At 74.2% G+C, this 22006-nt stretch carries 18 protein-coding genes and 1 tRNA gene; 9 read left to right on the top strand and 10 right to left on the bottom strand.

Annotated elements, in window-relative coordinates; genetic code table 11:
• Positions 1–295 precede the first annotated feature (295 nt).
• From DCW30_RS31210 to DCW30_RS31225, 4 genes are all read left to right on the top strand, one after another.
• Complete coding sequence (locus DCW30_RS31210) at positions 296–1468, top strand: HpcH/HpaI aldolase/citrate lyase family protein (RefSeq protein ID WP_076686557.1); 1173 nt, start codon at positions 296–298, stop codon at positions 1466–1468.
• A gap of 89 nt (positions 1469–1557) precedes the next feature.
• Positions 1558–3999, top strand: coding sequence for a phosphoribosyltransferase (locus DCW30_RS31215; RefSeq protein WP_076686558.1), 2442 nt, complete (start codon positions 1558–1560; stop codon positions 3997–3999).
• Complete coding sequence (locus tag DCW30_RS31220; protein WP_076686559.1) at positions 3996–4805, top strand: HAD family hydrolase; 810 nt, start codon at positions 3996–3998, stop codon at positions 4803–4805. The genes DCW30_RS31215 and DCW30_RS31220 overlap by 4 nt, the downstream gene beginning before the upstream one ends.
• Positions 4806–4814: 9 nt before the next feature.
• On the top strand, positions 4815–5033 hold the full coding sequence (locus DCW30_RS31225; protein ID WP_076689376.1) for an FmdB family zinc ribbon protein: 219 nt from the start codon (positions 4815–4817) through the stop codon (positions 5031–5033).
• A gap of 81 nt (positions 5034–5114) precedes the next feature.
• Here DCW30_RS31225 and DCW30_RS31230 read toward each other — a convergent pair whose 3' ends face one another.
• From DCW30_RS31230 to DCW30_RS31240, 3 genes are all read right to left on the bottom strand, one after another.
• The gene (locus DCW30_RS31230) at positions 5115–6053 is read right to left on the bottom strand and encodes a sugar kinase (RefSeq protein ID WP_076686560.1); all 939 of its coding nucleotides are present in this window, start codon (positions 6051–6053) and stop codon (positions 5115–5117) included.
• A complete protein-coding gene (locus DCW30_RS31235) occupies positions 6050–6700 on the bottom strand; it encodes a bifunctional 4-hydroxy-2-oxoglutarate aldolase/2-dehydro-3-deoxy-phosphogluconate aldolase (RefSeq protein WP_062769572.1) in 651 nt (216 codons plus the stop codon). The genes DCW30_RS31230 and DCW30_RS31235 overlap by 4 nt, the downstream gene beginning before the upstream one ends.
• Positions 6701–6854: 154 nt before the next feature.
• The gene (locus tag DCW30_RS31240; protein WP_076686561.1) at positions 6855–8351 is read right to left on the bottom strand and encodes a coiled-coil domain-containing protein; all 1497 of its coding nucleotides are present in this window, start codon (positions 8349–8351) and stop codon (positions 6855–6857) included.
• A gap of 199 nt (positions 8352–8550) precedes the next feature.
• On the opposite strand from DCW30_RS31240, the gene DCW30_RS31245 reads away from it, so the two are divergent.
• Positions 8551–8622: transfer RNA gene (locus tag DCW30_RS31245), tRNA-Val, on the top strand.
• A 107-nt stretch (positions 8623–8729) separates the two neighbouring features.
• Here the strand turns inward: DCW30_RS31245 and DCW30_RS31250 are convergent.
• Together DCW30_RS31250 and DCW30_RS31255 are read right to left on the bottom strand one after the other, a co-directional pair.
• Positions 8730–8999, bottom strand: coding sequence for a hypothetical protein (locus DCW30_RS31250; protein ID WP_076686562.1), 270 nt, complete (start codon positions 8997–8999; stop codon positions 8730–8732).
• A gap of 71 nt (positions 9000–9070) precedes the next feature.
• Complete coding sequence (locus DCW30_RS31255) at positions 9071–9430, bottom strand: hypothetical protein (protein ID WP_076686563.1); 360 nt, start codon at positions 9428–9430, stop codon at positions 9071–9073.
• 162 nt (positions 9431–9592) lie between these two features.
• On the opposite strand from DCW30_RS31255, the gene DCW30_RS31260 reads away from it, so the two are divergent.
• Positions 9593–9814 carry a DUF2277 domain-containing protein gene (locus DCW30_RS31260; RefSeq protein WP_062769581.1) on the top strand — a complete coding sequence of 74 codons (222 nt, stop codon included), beginning with the start codon at positions 9593–9595 and terminating at the stop codon, positions 9812–9814.
• A 37-nt stretch (positions 9815–9851) separates the two neighbouring features.
• Here the strand turns inward: DCW30_RS31260 and DCW30_RS31265 are convergent, their stop codons facing one another.
• From DCW30_RS31265 to DCW30_RS31280, 4 genes are all read right to left on the bottom strand, one after another.
• Positions 9852–10466 carry a DedA family protein gene (locus DCW30_RS31265; RefSeq protein ID WP_076686564.1) on the bottom strand — a complete coding sequence of 205 codons (615 nt, stop codon included), beginning with the start codon at positions 10464–10466 and terminating at the stop codon, positions 9852–9854.
• Between the two features lie 231 nt (positions 10467–10697).
• Positions 10698–11150 carry a DoxX family protein gene (locus DCW30_RS31270; protein ID WP_076686565.1) on the bottom strand — a complete coding sequence of 151 codons (453 nt, stop codon included), beginning with the start codon at positions 11148–11150 and terminating at the stop codon, positions 10698–10700.
• A gap of 2096 nt (positions 11151–13246) precedes the next feature.
• Entirely contained in the window at positions 13247–15157 is a 1911-nt protein-coding gene (locus tag DCW30_RS31275) for an alkaline phosphatase D family protein (protein WP_076686566.1), read from the bottom strand.
• A 122-nt stretch (positions 15158–15279) separates the two neighbouring features.
• Positions 15280–15966 carry an HNH endonuclease family protein gene (locus DCW30_RS31280; RefSeq protein WP_076686567.1) on the bottom strand — a complete coding sequence of 229 codons (687 nt, stop codon included), beginning with the start codon at positions 15964–15966 and terminating at the stop codon, positions 15280–15282.
• A 679-nt stretch (positions 15967–16645) separates the two neighbouring features.
• Here DCW30_RS31280 and DCW30_RS31285 point away from each other — a divergent pair.
• Both DCW30_RS31285 and DCW30_RS31290 read left to right on the top strand, forming a co-directional pair.
• Positions 16646–17224, top strand: coding sequence for a TMEM165/GDT1 family protein (locus tag DCW30_RS31285; protein ID WP_062769596.1), 579 nt, complete (start codon positions 16646–16648; stop codon positions 17222–17224).
• Between the two features lie 238 nt (positions 17225–17462).
• On the top strand, positions 17463–18155 hold the full coding sequence (locus DCW30_RS31290) for an HAD-IA family hydrolase (RefSeq protein WP_076686568.1): 693 nt from the start codon (positions 17463–17465) through the stop codon (positions 18153–18155).
• A gap of 114 nt (positions 18156–18269) precedes the next feature.
• Here DCW30_RS31290 and DCW30_RS31295 read toward each other — a convergent pair whose 3' ends face one another.
• The gene (locus tag DCW30_RS31295) at positions 18270–19004 is read right to left on the bottom strand and encodes a peptidoglycan-binding domain-containing protein (protein ID WP_123985624.1); all 735 of its coding nucleotides are present in this window, start codon (positions 19002–19004) and stop codon (positions 18270–18272) included.
• A 922-nt stretch (positions 19005–19926) separates the two neighbouring features.
• Between DCW30_RS31295 and DCW30_RS31300 the strand changes: the two genes are divergently transcribed.
• Positions 19927–21993 (top strand): DHA2 family efflux MFS transporter permease subunit, encoded by a 2067-nt coding sequence (locus tag DCW30_RS31300; protein WP_076686570.1) that lies wholly within the window; start codon positions 19927–19929, stop codon positions 21991–21993.
• Positions 21994–22006 lie beyond the last annotated feature (13 nt).

Here is a 22006-nt window from a genome sequence, read left to right on the forward strand (position 1 = left end):
ATCCTGCCTTCTTCCGCACGGGCGCCACAACGCGGGGGCCGCCGGTCCGGCCATGTCGGCACGCGTCTGACCTGCGGGCCCCGGCCGCGTCGGCAGGCGTCTGACCTGGGGGCGGTCCGCGCGTGCGACGGTTGTGTGCTGTGCGTGTGCGACATGGCCGGGTTACCTGAAGTTCACACCCGTCGGGAACCCTCGGCACCCCTTCCTACGTACTATTACCGGCCACATCACAACCGTCCATGTCGACGGAACAGACGACAATGTTTGACGGAACAGGCGATAACAGGGGAATTCCATGCGTCATTTCGGGCACATCGCCCCAGAGGTGCGACAGCGCCTCTTCCACCGGGAGCCGTGTGCCTTCACCGCGGACTCCCCGCCCCACGTGCTCGCGTCCGCCCTGGGAGCCACGCTCTACAGCCCGGCCACCCGTCCCCGCCTCGCCGACGACGTCCTCAAGCAGGGCGGACGCGGCGTGACCTCCATGGTGCTCTGCCTGGAGGATTCCATCGACGACTCCGAGGTGGGCGAAGCCGAGGAGAACCTGGTCCGGCAGTTCGCCGCCCTGGCCGGGCGGGGCGTGGAGCCCCCGCTGCTGTTCATCCGGGTCCGCGCCGCCGAGCAGATACCCGACCTGGTCCGCAGGCTCGGCCCCAGCGTTCGGCTGCTGTCCGGATTCGTACTGCCCAAGTTCACCGAGGAGCGGGGCGTTCCGTTCCTGGAGGCGCTGACGGCCGCCGAGGCGGAGATCGCCCCCGGCCGGCGGCTCTTCGCCATGCCCGTCCTGGAGTCGCCCGAGCTGCTGCACCTGGAGAGCCGCGCCGAGACGCTCGCGGGGATCGCCCGCACCGTCGACAAGTACCGCGACCGGGTGCTCGCGCTGCGCCTCGGCGTCACCGACTTCTGCTCGGCGTACGGACTGCGCAGGCCCCCCGACATGACCGCCTACGACGTGCAGATCGTCGCCTCGGTCATCGCCGACGTGGTGAACGTGCTGGGCAGGGCCGACGGCACGGGCCACATCGTGACCGGGCCCGTCTGGGAGTACTTCCGGGTCCAGGAGCGCATGTTCAAGCCGCAGCTGCGCCGCAGCCCCTTCCTGGAGGGCCGCGCCGACGAGCTGCGGCAGGCCCTCATCGAGCACGACATGGACGGCCTGCTCCGCGAGATCGAGCTCGACCGCGCCAACGGCCTGCTCGGCAAGACCTGCATCCACCCCTCCCACGTCCTGCCCGTGCACGCCCTGTCGGTCGTCAGCCACGAGGAGTTCAGCGACGCGCGGGACATCCTGCGCCCCGAGCGCGACGGCGGCGGGGTGCTGCGCTCCTCGTACACGAACAAGATGAACGAGGTGAAGCCGCACCGCGCCTGGGCCGAGCGGACCCTGCGGCGGGCCGAGGTCTTCGGCGTCGCCAGGGAGGACGTCGGTTTCGTGGAGCTGCTGGCGGCCGCCATCCCGGCCTCGTGACGCCACCGGCTTCATGACGCCATCGGCTTCGTGACGCCCCCACCCCCTCCGGCCCCGGCGGCCGGTCGAACGCAAGGAACAGGACGTACGTGACTGAAGACGCGGTGTGGACGGGCAGCTGGGTCGCCGAGCGGCTCGGGGTCGGGCTCGACGGCGACGAGACGCTGCCCGGACTGCTCGGCCTCGCCCTGCGGCGCAACCCCAAGCGGGCCCACCTCCTGGTCTCCAACGTGCTCGGCAAGCACGTGCCGCAGCGCCCCTCCGTGGTCCACGCCGCCGGGCACGGCCTCGGCGTCCGGGTGCGGGAGCTGCTCGGCGACGACGCGGCGGGCCACGCCGTCGTCCTCGGCTACGCGGAGACCGCGACGGGCCTCGGCCACGCGGTCGCCGACGGCGTGGGCCTCGCGCCCTACCTGCACTCCACCCGGCGGCCCGTCGAGGGCGTCGAGCGCGCGGGCGGCTTCGAGGAGTCCCACTCGCACGCCACCTCCCACCTGCTGCTCCCCGAGGACCCCCGGCTCCTCGCCGGGCAGGGACCGCTGGTCCTCGTCGACGACGAGTTCTCCACCGGCAACACCGTCCTGAACACCATCCGCGCCCTGCACGAGCGCTTCCCCCGCGAGCGGTACGTGATCGTGGCCCTGGTCGACATGCGTTCACCGGAGGACCGCGGGCGCCTCGCCGCGTTCGCCCGCGAGGTCGGCGCGCGCGTCGACCTGATCGCGCAGGCGGCGGGCACGGTCCGGCTGCCGGAGGGAGTCCTGGAGAAGGGGCGGGCGCTGGTCGCCGAGCACGAGACGGCCGCCGTCCCCGGACCGCGCGAAGAACACCGACCGGCCGGCCGCGTCGCACTCGGCTGGCCCGCGGGCGTGCCCGACGGCGGCAGGCACGGCTTCACCCCCGCCCACCGGACCAGGCTCCAGGAGGCCCTGCCCGGCATGGCCGGGCGCATCGCCCGGGAGCTGCCGGCCGGCGCGCGCCGCGTCCTCGTCCTCGGCTTCGAGGAGCTGATGTACGCACCGCTCGCCCTCGGCGTGGAGCTGGAGCGGCTCACCGACGCCGACGTGCGGTTCTCCACCACGACCCGGTCACCCGTCCTCGCCGTCGACGACCCCGGCTACGCGATCCGCACCCGCCTCGTCTTCCCCGCCCACGACGCGCCCGCCGACGGCCCCGGGCCGCGGTTCGCCTACAACGTCGCGGGCGGCGGCTTCGACGCCGTCGTCGCGGTCGTGGACTCCGTGGCCGACACCCCGGAGCTGCACGCCGCCGACGGGCTCCTCGCGCAGCTCTCCGCGCACGTCCCGCACGTCCTGCTGGCCGTCGTCCCCTCGTACGTCCCCGCGCCCGCCGCATCCGAAAGGTCCCCTTTGCTGCCCGAACCCCTCCGCGGACCCGTCTTCTCCTCGTATGCGGCCGACGACGTCGGCTGGCTGCTCCAGGACCTCTCGGGCGTGACGCTCGAAGCGCCCACCGAGGAGCGCGAGGAGGCGATCCAGAGCGGCGGCGCGCACTACGCGGAGTCGCTGCCGGTCGAGTACCAGCCGAGCGAGCGCTACCAAGAGCTGTTCCACGCCGCGCTCGACACCTCCGCCGCCCGCATCGCCCGGGCCGTCGGCACCGTCACGGAGACCGTCATGGCGGAGCGGCCGTCCCGTCCCGTCCTGGTCTCCCTCGCCCGCGCGGGCACCCCCGTCGGGGTCCTGATGCGCCGCTGGGCGGCGCACCGGCACGGGCTCGACCTGCCGCACTACGCCGTCTCGATCGTGCGCGGCCGGGGCATCGACGCCAACGCGCTGCGCTGGCTCGCCGCCCACCACGACCCCGCCGACGTCGTCTTCGTCGACGGCTGGACGGGCAAGGGCGCCATCACCCGCGAACTGTCCGACGCGATACGGGCGTACGAGGCGTCCGGCGGCGCCACGGGCTTCAGCCCCGAGATCGCCGTGCTCGCCGACCCCGGCTCGTGCGTCCGCACCTACGGCACCCGCGAGGACTTCCTCATCCCCTCCGCCTGCCTGAACTCCACGGTCTCCGGGCTGATATCCCGCACCGTGCTGCGCGCGGACCTGGTCGGCCCCGACGACTTCCACGGCGCGAAGTTCTACCGCGAACTCGCCGGAGCCGACCTGTCCCGCCACTTCGTCGACGCCGTCGCCGCCCGCTTCGACGAGGTCGCCGACGCCGTGGACGTACGCGTCAAGGAACTCCTCTCCGCCGACCGCGCGCCGACCTGGGAGGGCTGGGCCGCCGTCGAGCGGATCAGCGAGGAGTACGGCATCCACGACGTGAACCTCGTCAAGCCGGGCGTCGGCGAGACGACCCGGGTGCTGCTGCGCCGCGTCCCCTGGAAGATCCTGGCCCGCGCGGGCGCCGGCGCCGACCTCGACCACGTACGGCTGCTCGCCGAGCAGCGCGGCGTGCCGGTCGAGGAGGTCGCCGAACTGCCCTACAGCTGCGTGGGGCTGATCCACCCCCAGTACACGCGCGGCGCGACCGGCGCGGACGGCAAGGCGGTGGTCTCCCCGTGACGAAGCTCGTCGCCAGCGACCTCGACCGCACGCTCATCTACTCCACCGCCGCGCTGGGCCTGACCATGCCCGACGCCGAGGCGCCGCGACTGCTCTGCGTCGAGGTGTACGAGGGCAAGCCCCTGTCGTACGTCACCGAGACCGCCGCCGGGCTCCTCACCGACTTGGGCGGGGCCTCGGTCTTCGTGCCGACCACCACGCGGACCCGGGAGCAGTACCGGCGGGTGCACCTGCCGGGGCCCCCGCCCCGCTTCGCCATCTGCGCCAACGGCGGGCACATCCTCGTCGACGGCGTCTCCGACCGGGACTGGCAGGCGCGCGTCACCCGTCGCCTCGCGGACGAGTGCGCCTCGCTCGACGAAGTGCGCGCGCATCTCGTGCGGACCGCCGACCCGGCCTGGCTGCTCAAGGAGCGCGTAGCCGAGGACCTCTTCGCCTACCTCGTCGTCGAGCGCGCCCTGCTGCCGGACCAGTGGGTCAAGGAACTCGCACAGTGGGCGGGGGAGCGCGGCTGGACGGTGTCCTTGCAGGGCCGCAAGCTGTACGTCGTGCCGGCGCCGCTCACCAAGAGCGCGGCCGTCCGGGAGGTCGCGCGGCGGGTCGACGCCTCGGAGGTCCTCACCGCGGGGGACTCCTTGCTGGACGCGGACCTGCTCCTCGCCGGTGACCGCTCCTGGCGGCCCGGCCACGGGGAGCTGGCCGACACGGGGTTCACCGTTCCCGGCCTCACGGTGCTCCCCGAGCGGGGCGTCGCCGCGGGGGAGGCGATCCTCCGGGCGTTCCTCCGGGAGGGGGAGCGGAGCTAGCCTGTGGCCATGCCTCGTTATGAATTCCGTTGCCGGTCCTGTGGGGACACCTTCGAAGTCAGCCGACCGATGGCGCGGTCCGCCGATCCCGCCGAGTGCCCTGCCGGGCACGGGGACACGGTGCGCTTGCTCTCCACGGTGGCCGTGGGGGGCCAGTCGTCGGCCTCCGCGGGCCCGCAGGGCGGCGGCGGGGGCGGTGGGTGCTGTGGCGGGGGCTGCTGTGGCTGACGGGGCGTAGGGGCCCGTCCGTCGGCCGCGGGTCCGGTCGTGGCCGGTGGCGCCCTTGCCCGCGCCTCTCGCGGGCCCGTCTCAGCGGACCACCGTGCCCGGGCCCGCGCCCAGCAGGTCCAGTTCCGCTCGTGTCGGCGCGCCCTCCCAGTCGCCGCGGGAGGCCACGGCGAAGGCGCCCGTGGTGACCGCCCGGTCCAGGCGGGCCGCCGCGGCCGCGCCGTCCAGGAGCGCGGACAGGTACCCCGCCACGAACGCGTCGCCCGCGCCCACCGCGTCCACCGGGCGCACCTCGCGCGCCAGGGAGCGCAGTTCGCCCTCCGCGGTGTGCAGCGTCGCGCCGGCCGCGCCCAGCTTGACCACGATCTCGCGCACCCCCTCGGCCAGGAGGCGCTTCGGCGTGGCCTCCGGCAGGCACAGGGGGAGTTCGTCGTCCGAGGCGATGAGCACGTCGACGTACGGGACCCAGTCCCGCAGCTCGGCCGTGGCCTCCTCCGCGGTCCACAGGCGTGAGCGGTGGTTGACGTCGAGGCAGACCTCCGTGCCGTGTGCGCGGGCCAGGCGCAGCGCGGTGCGGCAGGCCTCCGCCGCCGAGGGGCCGAGCGCCGGGGTGATGCCCGTGAGGTGCAGCACGCGCGGCGCGCCCGCGGCGAACGCGGCCTCGACCGACGCCGGGGAGAGCCGGGACCCCGCGGAGCCCGCGCGGTAGTAGTGCACGCGGGTCACCTCCGGCAGCCGCGGCTCGAAGAGGATCAGGCCCGTCGGCGCGCCCTCGTCCCGCGTCGCCGCGGTCACGTCGACGCCCTCGGCGCGCAGCGTCCGCAGGACCAGTTCACCGGCCTCGTCGGCGCCGACCGCGCCCGCCCAGCGGACGGCGTGGCCGAGGCGGGCCAGGCCGATCGCCACATTGGACTCGGCGCCCGCGACGGACACGTCCATCGAGCCGCCCAGCTTGAGGGGGCCGCCGCCGCGCAGCGCCATCATCGTCTCGCCGAAGGTGAGGACCTCGGGCGCGCTCATCGGCCGGCCTCCGTGCCGGCGGCGACCTTCACGAACTCCGCTGCCCGGGCGCGCAGCCCCGCCAGGTCGCCGCCGTCCGCCGCGTCCCCGACCAGCGGCGACCCCACGCCCACCGCGACCGCCCCGAGCTTCAGGTACGCCTCGGCCGCCGCCGCGTCCACCCCGCCGACCGGCACGAACGGCGTACGGGGGAAGGGGCCGCGCAGGGCCTTGAGGTAGGCGGGGCCGCCCATCGCGGAGGCGGGGAAGATCTTCAGGGCGGTGACGCCCGCGGCCTCCGCGGCGATCACGTCGGTGGGGGTGAGGACACCGCCGAGTACCGGCAGACCGAGCCGCGCCGCCTCCTCGGAGCCCGCGCCGAGGCCGGGCGTCACGATGAGGTTGGCGCCCGCTTCGGCCGCCAGGCGGGCGTCCTGCGCGGTGAGCACGGTGCCCGCGCCGAGCCAGGCGGCGGGGCCGAGTTCGGCGCGGGCCCTGCGGAGCACGTCCAGCGCGTCGGCGCCGCTGAGGGAGACCTCGACGAGCGGTACCCCGGCCTCGGCGAGTGTCATGACCGTACGGAAGGAGGCGTCCGGGTCGCTGCCGCGCACGATGGCGACGAGGCGTTCCGCCCGGAGAGCGGCGGGGAAATCGAGCACGTCGAACATGGCCCCAGGCTCGCACAGGGGGTGGGCCGGGGGTCGGCCGGGGCGTGCGCCCGCGCCCCGGCGCGCTGCCCCCCAGGGGCGAGGGCCGGTCAGGCGCGCTGCGGGCCCCCCGTCAGGGCAGTCTCAGGCGCCCTGCTGCCGCGTCAGGGCAGGCTCAGGCGCCCTGCCCCCGCTCCTCCCGGATCTGCGCCACCACGCGGGCCACCGTCGAGCGGACCTCCTCGGTCTCGGTGAGGAAGTGCCAGTAGTCGGGGTGACGGCCCTCCAGGGACGAGACCGCGCGGTCCAGGCGGGCCACGGAGTCGTCGAGGGGGCGGGCGTGCCGCGGCTCGGGGGTCTGGCGGCCCGCCATCGCCAGGCGCTGCGCGTCCCGGATCGCGAAGCGGGTGCGCTCGATCTCCTGCTGCGGGTCCTTGGAGACGGCGTTGAGCCGCCGCAGCCGGTCACCGGCGGCCGAGACCGCCTCGTCGGTGTTGTTCAGCAGGGCGCGGACCGTGGAGAGCAGGGCCGTGGCGTCCGGCCAGTGCTGCTCGTCACGGGCCTGCTGGGCCTCCTTCAGCTTCGTCTCCGCCTGGCGCACGCTCTCTCCGGCCTGGTCGGGGACGCGTTGCAGGTCCTCCCAGCACGCGAGGGCGAACCGGCGGCGCAGCTCGCTGAGGATCGGCTCCACCTGGCCGCTGCGGGTGGTCAGGGCCTGCGCCCTGGTCCGCAGCGACACCAGCCGCCGGTCGATCTCGGCGGCGCGCTCGGGCAGCCGCTCGGCCTCGGCGCGCACGGCCTCGGCGTCGCGCAGCACGCGGTCGGCGCGCTGGAGCGTCTCCGGTACGCCGTGCTGTCCCGCGCCCTGGTTCAGCTTGGTCAGCTCGGGGGCGAGGGCGGCGAGCCGGGCCGCCAGGTCGTCGGCGCGCAGGCCCGCCGCGCGTACCGCGTCCAGGGCGTTGCTCGCGGCGAGCAGCGTCTGGCGGGCCCGCTCCACGGCCGGGGCGAGCCGGGCGAGCTGGGTCTCCGCCTTGTCGAGCAGCGGGCCGAGCCCCTGCCGGAAGCGCTCCAGCTCGTCCTTGACCTTGGTCAGCTCGTCCTTGGCGCGGGTCAGTTCGGTCCGCGCGCTGGCCGCGACGGACGCGTCGAGGTCGTCGCGGTCGAGGTCGTGGGCGTCCACCGCGCCGATGTACTGGTGGCTGGCCTCGTCGATGCGCCGCCCGAGCGTCTCGAAGTCGGACACGGCGCGCCGGGCCCCGGACGAGGAGTCCACGGCGACGATCGTCTCGATGGAGATCCGCAGGTCGCGCTGGGCGGTGTCCAGCTCGTAGAAGGCGGCGGCAGCGGCGTCCTTGGCGGCCTGCGCCTCCGCGCGCACGCTCTCGCCGCGCCCGCCGAACCACCGCCGGGTGCCGCCCCCGGCGAACGCGGCCGGGGCGGTGACGGCGAGCAGGGGCAGCGGCAGGAGGACGAGGGTGAGGACGTCACGCAGACCCGCCGCGAAGCGGCTACGCCCGGGCCGCCCGGGCCGCCCGCAGCGGCCCGGCCGAACGCTTCCGATGGTGTGCGGGGCGCGTACCGCGCCACTCCCGGCCGATGCCTTCCGCCCTGTCGCCCCGCTCTCGCTCCCCGCTTGGTCCGGTGTGTACGGCTGCCACGGTGTCGCCGTCACAATCCCTCTCCCGTGCTGTCATCGGCCCTGCCCCGGAGTCACATTCTCCCACCGGTCAGAGACGAACACACGGGCCGGTCAGTTCGCTCCGCGCACGATTGATTCCCCCGCTGCCGCCCCGAGCGACCCCACGGCACCGGGCCCGCCCAACGGGTTTGCGGGGCACCACCTGCGGCAGGGTAGGCTGTCCACTCGTCCCGGGCGCGTAGCTCAGGGGTAGAGCGCCTCCCTTACAAGGAGGATGTCGGCGGTTCGAAACCGTCCGCGCCCACCGGGTCAGAACGACGGAGCCCCGTGCCGAGTGATCGGTACGGGGCTCCGTCGCTTCCCGCCTCGGCGTACGGGCGTCGGGCGAGCGAGGCCCCGGCGAGTAAGAACTCAGCGGCCGCTGTCCGGATGTGTTCGGCGGTATCTGCGGTCCCAGCGTTCCTGGCGTTCCTTGCGGAGGCGGTAGTCGCGGTACGTCTTGGGGAGGCCTGACCCTCCGCCGCGCGGGCCGGAGGGCTTCATGGTCCTTGCGGGCTTGCCGCCGACCTCGTGGGACCGCAGTACGTAGAAGGCGAGCGCCGCCGCGCCGAGCCACAGGATGGGCTGGCCGAAGCCCAGGCCGATCAGGGCCAGGATCGCGATGAGGATCAGGACATTCACGGCTGCACCTCCGCGGCCGACGGGCCTGTGCGCGCCGGTCAGGGGGAGTCAACGCCCGCCGTTCCCCCCTGTCAATGGCCTGGCGGCGGGGAGTCGTCCGGCGTCCCGTGGACGTGTTTGAGGCGGGCTCTCGCGGTGACCGCGTCGGGGCCCGAGACCTGTTCCCAGTAGCGGTGGCAGGTCACGGAGACCGCCAACTCCCGCTCCCGCGCGCGCAGTTTCTCGACCTCGGCCTGTTCGTCCGCGGTCCAGCCGGGCGACGCGGGCCGCTCCACGCTGCGCCAGCCGCCGGTGTCGCTGAAGCCGTCGAGCGGCTCCACCGACCAGGGGAGGCGTTTGAGCAGCGCCAGGAGTTCGGAGCGGACCTGGTGCAGTTCCTCCTGGGCGGCGAGGAGGTCGCCAGGGAAGTCATGGGATGGGGATGGAGGCACACCGTAATGGTACTCCTGTTCGAATTAGGTGTGCGAGTGATACCAGGGGTCGGCTGATACCGGGGTTCCGGGGTTCCTGGATTCGGCTTCGGCGAGGGGCGTTCCGTTGGCGGTGGTGGCGAGCGGCGGGTGCCGGGCGGGGCGTGGTGGCAAGCTGGAGGCATGTGCCGAAGCATCAAGACGCTGCGTCCGCCCGCCATCCCCGAGGACGCCACCGAGGAGGAGATCCGGGCCGCGGCGCTGCAGTACGTACGCAAGGTCTCCGGGTTCCGCGCCCCCGCCGCGCACAACCGCGAGGTCTTCGACCGGGCCGTCGACGCCGTGGCCGAGGCGACCGCGGAACTCCTCGCCGGTCTTGAGGTGCGCGGGGCGCGGGCCTCCTAAACCCCTGTGATTCGGAGGGGCCCTGTTCGCCGCCGGGTCAGCTTCCGGCGGTCGCCGCGGGCCGGCGCACCAGGAACGCCGCCCCCGCCCCCGCCGCGACCAGCGCGAGCGCCGAGACCCCCGTGGCCAGCCACGTCGCGCCGAGCCACTGGCCGCCGAAGTAGCCGAGGGCCACGCTGTAGCCCGCCCAGGCCAGGCCGGCCAGCACGGACCACGGGAGGAAGTCGCGGAGCCTGCGGTGGGCCGCGCCCGCGCCGAGGGAGACGATCGAGCGGCCCGCGGGCGCGAAGCGGGCGATGACGAACAGGATGCCGCCGCCCCGCGAGAGCGCCGCACCGAGCTTCGCCTGCGCGGAGGTCAGCCGGCGGGAGCGGGCGATGGCGCGCTCCAGGCGTTCGCCGCCGCGCCACGCCAGGCGGAACGCCGCCATGTCGCCGAGTACGGACGCCGTCGCCGCGCTGAGCGTCAGGAGCAGGATGTCGGGGACGTTGTGCGGCACCCGGCCCGTGCCGGCCGCTGCCGCCGCCGTCGCCGACATGATGACGAGGACGCCGCTCGGCAGGACGGGCAAGAAGACGTCGAAGAGGACGGACAGGGCCACGACCGCGTAGATCCATGGACTGCCGGTCAGCGCGCCCACACTCTCCAGCACAACGACTCCCCGTGACTCCCCGGACGGCAGCGGTTGCCGCTGTGTCGCGGGGAACGGCAGGGGCGGCCTGATGACAGCTCTACAGCGTACGCCGCGCGCGCCGCCGATGATCCACTGGGGCCCGGATGCCCCCGGATGTCCGTCATCCGGCGTTCCCCCGGGTGTCGCCGCCCGGGGACGGCGACGCCCTCTCCTTACCGCGTGCGGAAGGAGAGGGCGTCGCCGAGTCGGTCAGGCGGCGACCGGCGTGCGCTCCGAGGCCTTGTCGGCCTCGCTCGCGCCGCGCCCGGCGAAGAGCCGGTCGAGGCCGAACGCGCCGGAGCCGGTGAAGACGAACAGCAGCATCGCCCAGCAGAACATCGCCGAGGCCTCGCCGCCGTTCTCCATGGGCCACAGGGCCTCCGGCTGGTGGACCTTGAAGTAGGCGTAGGCCATCGAGCCGGACGCGACGAACGCCGCGGCGCGCGTGCCGAGGCCGAGGAGGACCAGAGAGCCGCCGACGAGCTGGATCACCGCCGCGTACCAGCCGGGCCACGTGCCGGCGTCGATGGTGCCGCCGCTGCCGGACGCACCGCCGAGGACGCCGAAGAGGGACGCGGCGCCGTGGCAGGCGAAGAGCAGGCCCACGACTATGCGGAACAGGCCGATGGCGTAGGGCTGGGCGCTGTTGAGACGTCCAGTCATGGTGGGGGACTCCTTCGGTCAAGGGGGACGGAACCGAGCGGAGGCCCAAGATTAGGCGCACCTAATTAGTGCTTGCAAGTTCAACATTCGGTCATGCGGGGCTTCCGCTTCCAGCGCGGGCGGGGGGCGGGGCGGCGTCCCGGAAGTCGAGATGGGCGTGTCCGGTGCGACGCCGCGCCACCGTTCCCCGTCCCGTGGCGCGGCCCGCCTCGGGCTCGGCTCCGGTGTCGGCGGCGGTCACCCAGCGCACCCCGCGCGGGAGCGGCCCGGTGTGTGAACCAACGTGTATGGCAACAACCTTGATGATCTATCAGGTGGTGGAAGCGCGCCGTGGCGTCCGGTCGGTCCGGGGCGTGATCGTCGATGAGGGAGGGGCCGCGAGGGGCCGTCACGGTGAGTCGCGCGAGCGGCTCCTCCGGGGCGCGGCGGGCCGGCGGCTCGCGTGGTCGAGGGCCTTGGCCGAGGGGCCCATACGCGCCTGTGGCCGTCGTGCCGACGAAGATCGTGACGTACGTCCCACCGTTCGCGCCGTGCTCGCGCTCCATGGGCCGGAGTCGGCCGGAACGCCCGCTTGCCGATCGGCCCGCCATGTCTCCGGGCCCCCGGCGCCACCCCGGTCGAGGGCGACCGCCGCGCCGAACGGGGGAAGGCGCCGGGAGGCATGTGTCAGTGGCTGGGGCGCGAGCCCGCGGGGCGCCGACGAGGCCCGTGTCCGACCGGCCTGCGCAGTGCTTCTCCCAGGTCACGCGGTACGGCGAACACGGCACCTAGCGGCTGCGCGCCACCGTCCGGCAAGGTCCGCCAGGGGCGGTCGGCGCGAACGCCTCGGTGCCGGCGTCGCGGCGTCCCGGGGCCCGGCGAGACCTCGCAGGGCGAGAACGCCGTAGCCCGCCCGTGCGGCAGCGGTCGGCAGGGGCGACGCCTGGACGTACGGAATCGGCACCTCTACGGGGCCCACCCCTATCGTGGCCGGAAACCGCCCCCCGGCAGCGCGGTAGCCCGGCGACTCGGTGGTCCGCTGGCCCGGAAGCCCAGCTGTCCGGCGGGTCGGCGGTCCCGGAGCCCTCGGCCCACGGCTCGTGAGCCCGGCGGCCCGGAGGCCCGGTCAAGCCGGAAGCCGGGCGGTCCGGCGGTCCGGCCGTCCGGTAGGTCGGCAGTCCCGTAGCCCGGGAGCCCGGAGGCCCGGCAGCCTAGAAACCCAGTGGCCCGGCAGTCCGCCGGCCCGGTGGCCCGGAAGCTCACCCGTCCGGTAGGTCGGCGGTCCCGCAGCCCGGAGGCCCGGCAGCCTAGAAGCTCGGTGGCCGGGTGGCCCAGCGGCCCGGCGGCCAAACCAAGCCGACGGCCCGACGGCCCGACGGCCCGGCAGCCCGGCGGCCCGGAGGTCAAGCCAAGCCGGAAGCCCGGCGGCCGGTCAGGCTGGAAGCCCGGCGGCCCGGCAGTCTGGTGGCCGGGAGGCCCGGAAGCTCGGCGGTCCGCAAGCTCGGCGGCTCGGCCGTCGGAGGCTCGGCGGCCCGGCAGCCCGGCAGTCCGCCGGCCCGGAAGCTCAGCCGCCCGGCAGGTCGGCGGTCCCGCAGCCCGGCAGCCGGCTCGGCGGCCCGGCCAGACCGGAAGCCCGGCGGCCCGGCCAGACCGGAAGCCCGGCGGCCCGGCCAGACCGGAAGCCCGGCGGCCCAGCGGCCCAGCAGTTCGACGGTCGGGAGGCCCGGAAGCTCGGCGGTCCGGCCGTCGGAGGCACGGCGGCCCGGCGGCCCGATCAGGTCGGCAGCCCGGCGGCCCGGAGGTCAAGCCAAGCCGGAAGCCCGGCGGCCGGTCAGGCTGGAAGCCCGGCGGCCCGGCAGTCTGGTGGCCGGGAGGCCCGGAAGCTCGGCGGTCCGCAAGCTCGGCGGCTCGGCCGTCGGAGGCTCGGCGGCCCGGCAGTTCAGCAGTCCGGGGCCCCCGGCCCGGAGGCTCGGCAGGCCAGAAGCTCGGCGGCCCCGGAGTCCGCCGGCCGGCAGTCCGGCAGCCGCAGCGAGGCCGGCGGTGGCGAACCCTCGCCCACGGCCCCGCCCCCTGTCGGCAGCTGCCCCAGGCGCCGCCCGCCCCTCGGCCCCCTCACGTCACGTGAGTCGTCCCTCCTCCGCTACCTCCAGCCGCGCCCCGCCGCCCCGGACCGCCCGTGCCTGGTCCAGGCGGAGGTGGGCCGAGCGGCCGTGCAGGGTCAGGGTCATGAGCTGGTTGCCGAACCACGGGCCGCCCGTCCTGCGCCAGTCGATGCCCGCCTGCGTCACCGAGCCGTGCCGCGCGAAGCGGCGTCCGAGGGCCCGTCCGACGCGGCTCCAGCCGAAGCGGAAACCGAGCTTGAGCGCGGACGGGATCGAGTTGTGGACCGGCGAACAGGTGAGCTGAAGGACCCGGGCGTCGGGTCCGGCGCCCGCGGGCCAGGTCGGCTCGGCGATGTACGCGTGGTGGACGTCGCCGGAGAGCACGCACACCGTTGCGGGGGCGTCGGGCCCCGAGCCCGCCTCCGCGATCAGGGCGGTGAGTGCCTCGAAGGACGCGGGGAAGGCCGACCAGTGCTCCAGGTCCGAGCGCCTGCGCAGGTTCTCGCCGAACCGGGCCCAGCGCTCGCCGCGCTCGCCCCGGCACAGCGCGGCGTTCCACCCCTCGGCGTCGTGGATGAGGTGGGGGAGCAGCCAGGGCAGGGAGCTGCCGATGAGCAGATGGTCGTAGCCGCCCGGGTTTTCCAGCGCCTGCTCCCGCAGCCAGCGGGCCTCCTTGGGATCGACCATGGCGCGCTCGCCCTCGGTGAGGACGCGGGCCGCGCGGGTGTCGATCATCAGCAGGCGTACGCGGCCGAAGTCCCGCCGGTAGCTCCAGCGCACCGCCGTGGCGTCCGCGTCGGAGGCGGCGGCGAAGGCGCGCAGCGCTTCCGTGCCGTCGGGCGTCGCGCGCACGGAGGCGTAGACCGCGTCGCTGTCCAGTTCGTCGGGGCGGAGGTTGCCGATGTGCTGGTGGACCCAGTACGACATGAGGCCGCTCAGGACGCGCTCGCGCCACCAGGGTGTGACCCGCATCTCTGCGAGCCAGGCCGCACTGGTGTTCCAATCGTCTATGACGTCGTGGTCGTCGAAGATCATGCAGCTCGGCACGGTCGAGAGCAGCCAGCGGACCTCGGGGTCGAGCCATGATTCGTAGTAGAGGTGGGTGTACTCCTCGTAGTCCGCGACCTGGTGCCACGGCGGCTCCGACGTGTCCCTGCGAGCCGCCAGCCAGCGCCGGGTGGCCTTGGAGGTCTGGTCCGCGTACACCTGGTCGCCCAGCAGGAGCAGGACGTCCGGGCGCTCGGTGGCCGGGTCGGCGGCGATGCGGGCGGCCAGCGTGTCCAGGGCGTCGGGCCCCACGGGGTCGTCCTCGCCGGAGGGCGGCGCGGCCCAGCGGCAGGAGCCGAACGTCACGCGGAAGTCCGTGCCGCCGTCCCCGGCGGGCGTGCGGATGGTGCTCGGGGGGAAGGGCGAACCAGGCTCGGGCCAGACGAGAGCCGCACGGCCATGCGACCCTCCCGGCCCGCCTTCCTTGATTCCGCCCTCGCCGGGGCCGCCCCCATTGCTTCCGCCCTCGTCGGGGCCGCCCCCCTCGCTTCCGCCCTCGTCGGGCCCGCCCTGGGCGCTTCCGCCCTCCTCGGGACCGCCATGGTCGATCCCACCCTGGTCGGGACCCTCCTCGTGAGGGCCCCTGTCAGCGGGGCCCCTTTCGCGAAGGCCCCGCTGATAGGGATCGCCCTGGCCAGGGCCGTCCTCGTCGGGCGCGTCGTCCAGCAGCACCTCGTACGCCGTCTCGGTCCCCGGGGTGAGGCCGGTGACCGGGATCAGCGCGTAGTGGTGCCCGGCGACCTGGAAGGTGCGCGCCGAGCCGTGCGCGCCGTCCGCGCAGCGCACCTCGGCGGCGCAGGGCCGGTCGGTCTCGACCCAGACGGTCGCCGTGGAACCGTCGACGTACCTCAGCAGTGGTCCAAGGCGCAGCCGTGCCACAGATGATCACCCTCCTCCGTCGCCCCGTACGGTACGGAACGACGGAAGAGGGCGGGGCGGTTCCGCCCATTCACGCCGAGGTGCTTCGTGCGGCGACGGTGTGGTGACGGTGCGGTGACGGTTCAGCAGCCGTTGAGCACCGAGGCCAGGGCGGCCTTCTCCTCGGTGTTCACGTTGAGCTTGTAGTGGTGCTTCACGTCCACCCACATGCGGGCGTAGTAGCAGTGGTACGACTCGGTCGGCGGCATCCACTCCGCCGGGTCCTGGTCGCCCTTGGACTGGTTGACGTTGTCGGTGACCGCGATGAGCTGGGGCCGGGTCAGGTCGTTGGCGAAACCTTCCCGCTGGCTGGTGGTCCAGCCGTTCGCGCCGGACTTCCAGGCCTCGGAGAGCGGCACGACGTGGTCGATGTCGACGTCGGACGCGGCGGTCCAGGTGCCGCCGTCGTAGGGGGACTTCCAGGTGCCGGAGGTGGCGGCGCAGCTCGCGTCCTGCTGGACGTCGGTGCCGTCGCGCTTGAGGACGACCTCGCGGGTGTTGCACGCGCCGGACTGCGTGCTCCAGTGCGGGAACTTGTCGCGGCTGTAGCCGTCGGAGGAACCTTCCGCCTTGACCGTCAGCTCGCCGAGGTAGGCGCGGGCGGTGGCGGCGCTGACCGGAGCCGGGGGAGCGGCCTGGGCGGGGGCGCCGGTGAGGAGGGTGGCGGCGGTGGCCAGGAGCGCGGCGCCGCCGAGCGCGGCCACGCGGTGCTTGGCCGCGGCCGTCGGGTTCTTGAGTGCCGTGCGTTGACGCGCGTAGACAACGGACATGCGAACTCCCTGTGCGTGGGGGGCGGTTGACCGGTGGGGCGGTCATGCTTGCGGGCCGGGGTTGCCCCGGGGTGTGCAGCTGGTGACAGGGTCGCGTCAATCAGGGGCGGAGTTCAAGGGCCTGGCACGGTGTCATATGCGCGTCGTGGGGCGCGAGTTGGCGGCGAGTGAGGGCGCGAGTAGGTGGTGAACGGGGCGCGGATGGGCGGATAACGGGCGCGATGCTCGGATGTTTGCGTGTATAAGTACGCTTTTGTGAACCACTCTCGCGCCCTGGGTGGCCCCCTTCTGGCCTCCGAAGGGTTTCGGTGGGAGTGTTCGCCTCCCGGTCGACCCCTTTTGCGGCAAGTCGCCCGAATGGCCCAATGGCACACACCCGTGTGAGTGACCCGCGTCACGCGGGGGTCGGGCGGAAAGGCCCTGGCCGGGGGTGGCCGGGAGTCCCGTACGATGGATGACGCAGAAGGGGAGTAGCTCTTCGCCGGACCGTCGACATACTGCTCAGCTCGTCTGAGCCGGCGCCCGGAGGCAGGCCCGTCACGGGCAGGCCAGCGAGACCTTCGGCAAGCAGTGCATGACGTGCGCGTCCGCGTGCGTATCCGTGTGCTGCCGTGCCGAGGTGTCGTACGCGAAGCGGTGGAACACTCTCGGTGGGGCGGCCCCGACCGATTGAGGAACCTTGATCAGCATCAGCGTGACGGCGCTCGTCTTCGGCGTCGTCTTCCTGGCCGAGCTGCCGGACAAGACGGCGCTCGCCGGGCTCGTCCTCGGCACGCGCTACCGCGCCTCCTATGTCTTCGCCGGAGTGGCGGCGGCCTTCACCGTGCACGTGGTGCTCGCCGTCGCGGCCGGCAGTGTCCTGACCCTGCTGCCGCAGCAACTGGTCCACGCCCTGACCGGCGTCCTCTTCCTGGCCGGCGCGGCGATGCTGCTCATGAAGGGCGGCGGGGACGAGGAGGAGGTCAAGCAGCCCGAGAACCAGAGTTTCTGGAAGGTCTCGGGGGCGGGCTTCATGCTCATCCTGGTCGCGGAGTTCGGCGATCTGACGCAGATCATGACCGCGAACCTGGCCGCCCGCTACGACGACCCGCTCTCCGTCGGCCTCGGCGCCGTCCTCGCGCTCTGGGCGGTCGCGGGCCTCGGCATCGTCGGCGGAAAGGCCCTGATGCGGCGGGTGCCGCTGGCGCTGATCACGAAGATCGCGGCACTGCTGATGCTGGGGCTCGGCGTGTGGAGCCTGTACGAGGCCATCGCCTGAGCCGGGTGGCCGCCGTGCGTGGCGCGCATCTGTTCTTTTTGGGCGGCTTGCGGCTGGGCGCTGTCGGTTTGACCTGCGACGTTGGCGTTTGGCGTCCATGTTTTGTACCGTGCGAGAACAAAGTGGCTCCGCCCGTATTCCCTGACCGGCGGGCGGGGCCGCCTTGATTCTCGCTCCGTGCGTCCGGGGCCTTCCGCCGGAGCGCGCGGACGTCCCCTCTGCGCTCTGGAGCTCACCGATGACGGCCACGTCCGCCGACTCAGCCGCCCCCGCCGGCCTCGAAATGACCACCGGAGCCGTCCTCCTCGACATGGACGGCACCCTCGTCAACTCCGACGCCGTCGTCGAGCGCTGCTGGCGGCGCTGGGCCGAGCGGCACGGCCTCGACTTCGACGAGGTCATCGAGGTCGTCCACGGACGGCAGGGCTACGCGTCCATGGCGGTGCTGCTGCCGGAGCGGCCCATGGCGGAGAACCACGCCGAGAACCGCGAGATGCTCGCCGCCGAGACCGCCGACATGGAGGGCGTCGTGCCCGTGCCCGGCGCACCCGCCTTCATGGCCGCGCTCGCCGGGCTCCGGCTGCCGCACGCGCTCGTGACCTCGGCCGACGTGCCGCTGTCCACCGGGCGGATGGCCGCCGCGGGACTGGACCTGCCGGAGGTGCGGGTCACCGCGGAGAGCGTGGGCGCGAGCAAGCCCGACCCCGAGGGGTTCCTCAAGGGCGCGGCGGCGCTCGGCTTCGACCCCGCCGACTGCGTGGTCTTCGAGGACTCCGAGGCGGGCATCCGCGCGGGCCTCGCGGCCGGCATGCGGGTCGTGGGCGTCGGCACGAGGGCCGCGCGGTTCGGGCCGACCGTGCACGTCGACGACCTGACGCGGGTACGGGTCTCCGACGCCGGGGACGGGCGCATCCTGCTGACCATCGGCTGAGCGGGTTCCTCCGGGGCTGAGCGGGTTCCTCCGGGGCGCCGGGACTCTCCGCCGGGGCCGGGGGGGCAGCGCGGAGCAGCGGGGGCGGCCGGGGCAGCGGGGGCGGCGGGACTTTCAGCGGTGCGTCTCCGCCTCCAGGCTGCGCCGCGTCTCGCGGCCGTACTGGCCGCGGGGGTCGTCGGTGAGGCCGCGGGCCCACTGGTAGCGGGTCACCGCGTCGCTGACCAGGCGGGTGTACACGCCGTCCGGCTCGCCCGCGTACAGGTGGAGCTGGGCCAGACGCTCCTGCAACTCCGCGACCTCGGGCCCCTTGTCTCCCTCGGCCAGGGACGCGCGGACGGTCGGCTCGTGGCGCGGGGGCGGCGTCGTGCCCACCGAGCCGGTGGCGCGTGCCGTGGGCGGCGGGGGCGAGGACGACGGCGACTCGGACGCGCGCGTGGGCGACGGCGGGGGAGTGGCGAGGCGCGGCTGCGCGGAAGGCGCAGCCGAGGGCTGCGGGGACGCCTTGGCCGGGGGCGGGACGGGCTTCGTCGGGTCCGCGGGCGCCGGGGTCGGCACGGCGGGCAGCGCACGGTCACGGTCCGGCTGGTCGGCGGCGGAGGAGAGCATGCCGGTCGCCAGCACACCGGCGGCGACGACCGCGGCGAAGGCGCCGCCCACGGCGAGCAGCGCGTAGGGCCGACGGCGCTGCCGCGGGGCGTACCCCGTGCCCGGTGCTTCCCGTACGTCGAGGGGCCGCGTGGCCGCGAGGCCGGACACGACCGCCGTGCCGGCCGGGGCTTCGACCGTGCCGGGAGCTGCCCGTGTGCCCGGGGTTTCGGCTGTGCCGGGCGCGTTCCCTCCGCTCAAGGCTGCCGCCATGCCGGGGGTGTTCCGTGTGCCCGGGGTTTCGGCTGTAGGGGTGTTCCCTCTGCCGAAGGTTGCCGCTATGCCGGGGGCGTGCCTCGTGCCGGGGGTGTTCCGTGTGTCAGGGGTTTCGGCTGTGCCGGGGGTGTTCCCCCTGCCCAAGGCTGCCGCTGCACCCGGGGCGCTCCCCGTACCGGGGGCGTTCCCAGTGTCGGGGGTCTCGGCTGTACCCGGGGCTTCCCCCGTACCCGGGGCTCCCCCCGTGCCAGCGGCTCCCCCCACACCTGGGGCCTCCGCCCTGCCCTGGGCTCCCCCCGTACCCGGGGCTCCCTCCGTGCCCGCGGCTCCCCCCACGCCCAGGACCTCCGCCCTGCCCGGGATTTCCCCCGTGCCGGGGACCTCCGCCTGGCCCGCGGCTCCCCCCGCTCCGGAAGCTTCGCCCGTGCCCGCGGCTCCCCCCACGCCCGAGCCCCCGGCCGGAGCCCGGCCGGTTTCGTCGGGTGACGCGGACGGGTCCGGCGCGGCCGTGCCCGGTGGCTTCGGCGGGGGTTCTGCCCCCGTCCTCTCGGTGGCGGGGTCCGTCAAGGACACGAACGGGCGTATCCGTATCGGGTCGAAGTCCTCGGCGGCCGCCGCCTCCGCGGAGCGTGCGAGGCGGGCCGCCTCCGTCGCGCGCCGGGCGCAGCCGCAGGTCGGAGCCGTGTCCGGCGGGCGCGTCATCCCGCACTCGGGGCACCGCTGTCCGCCCCGCCGCTCTCCTTCGTCCCGACCCGTCATCGGCCGTTCCCCCTCCCCGCCGCGAGTGTCCCTCCCCAAGGAACCCAGGAGATTATGCAGAACCGGGCTTCAACAGGCCATAACCGGTCACACGCACCACGATGGAAAGGGAGGCCCCACGGCATGCCCGGAGTCCCAGGAGGTGTCCATGACGCAGGACGTCAGCGCCCGCCCCACGGGGCCGCCGCCCGGCCCCGTACCCGGTCGGGGGAGCAATGGGCACCCTCCGAGCGGCGTCCTGGTCTCCATCGGGGCCCTGCTCCTCGGCATGCTGCTCGCCGCCCTCGACCAGACCATCGTCTCCACGGCCCTGCCGACCATCGTCAGTGAACTCGGCGGCATGGACCACCTGTCCTGGGTGGTCACCGCGTACATGCTGGCCGCGACGGCGGCGACGCCGCTCTGGGGCAAGCTCGGCGACCAGTACGGCCGGAAGAAGCTGTTCCAGACCGCCATCGGCATCTTCCTGGTCGGCTCCGCGCTCTGCGGCATGGCGCAGAACATGCCCCAGCTCATCGGTTTCCGCGCCCTCCAGGGCCTCGGCGGCGGCGGGCTCATGGTGCTCTCCATGGCGATCGTCGGCGACCTGGTCTCGCCGCGTGAGCGCGGCAAGTACCAGGGCCTGTTCGGCGCGGTCTTCGGCGCGACCAGCGTGCTGGGACCGCTGCTCGGCGGACTCTTCACCGAGCACCTGAGCTGGCGCTGGGTCTTCTACGTCAACCTGCCCATCGGCGTGGTCGCCCTGCTCGTCATCGCCACCACGCTGCACATCCCGGTCCGCGACACCAAGCACACCATCGACTACCTCGGCACCTTCCTGATCGCCTCTGTCGCCACCTGCCTCGTCCTCGTCGCCTCCCTCGGCGGCACGACCTGGGCGTGGGCGTCCCCGCAGATCATCGGCCTCGCGGTACTGGGGGTACTGCTCGCCGCGGTGTTCGTGGCCGTGGAGCGCAGGGCCGCGGAACCGGTGCTGCCGCTGAAGCTGTTCCGGGTCCGCACCTTCACCCTCTCCGCGGTCATCAGCTTCATCGTGGGCTTCGCGATGTTCGGGGCGATGACCTACCTGCCGACGTTCCTCCAGGTCGTCCAGGGGGTCTCGCCGACCATGTCGGGCGTGCACATGCTGCCGATGGTGATCGGCATGCTCCTGTCGACGACGGTCTCCGGGCAGATCGTCAGCCGCACCGGCCGCTGGAAGGTCTTCCCCGTGGCGGGCACGGCGATCACCGCGCTCGGTCTCTTCCTCCTCCACCAACTGGACGAGCACAGCGGCACGGGCGTGATGAGCGCCTTCTTCTTCGTCTTCGGCCTGGGCCTCGGCCTGGTCATGCAGGTGCTCGTGCTCATCGTGCAGAACGCCGTGGACTACCAGGACCTCGGCGTGGCGACCTCCGGCGCGACCTTCTTCCGGTCGATCGGCGCCTCCTTCGGCGTCGCGATCTTCGGCACCATCTTCACCAACCGCCTCGGCGACAACCTGACCGACGCCCTCGCCGGACAGCCACTGCCGCCCGGCGCGAGCGTGCCGGCCCTGGAGGCCGACCCGCGCGGCATCGCGCGGCTCCCCGCCGCCCTGCGCCCCGACGCCCTGCACGCGTACGCCTCCTCGATCACGGACGTCTTCCTCTACGCGGTGCCGGTCGCCCTGCTCGCCTTCGTCCTCGCCTGGTTCCTGCGCGAGGACAAGCTGCGGGGCTCGGTCACGGCGCCCGACACCACGCAGACGCTGGCCAGCAACCCCGTCGAGCGTTCGTCGTACGACGAGGTGGCGCGGGCCCTCTCCGTGCTCGGCACGCGCGAGGGCCGCAGGCAGGTGTACGAGCGCATCACGGAGCGCGCGGGCTACGACCTGCTGCCCGCGGCGAGCTGGCTGCTCCTGCGCATCGCCCGGCACGGCTCGGTCGAACCCGGCGTACTCGCCGAGCGGACCACGGTCCCGCTGTCCGTGATCACGGCGGCGGCCCGCCAGGTCGAGGAGCGGCACCTGGCCGAACGGCGCGGCCTGGACATGTTCCTGACCGACAGCGGACGCGAGGCCGCGGGCAGGCTGGCGACCGCCCGGCAGGAGTCCCTGGCCGAGCTGCTCGGCGACTGGTGGGGCCCGGACCGCCCGACGGACCTGGCCCGGCTGGTGGAAATGCTCAGCGCCGAACTGTGCGGCTCGGAGTCGGAGCGGCCCCACAGCGGTGCGACGGTGGTCCGCGCGGCGTAGTCCGGGCCGGGCC

Source organism: Streptomyces alfalfae (genome assembly GCF_004127445.1).
GTDB lineage: Bacteria > Actinomycetota > Actinomycetes > Streptomycetales > Streptomycetaceae > Streptomyces > Streptomyces alfalfae.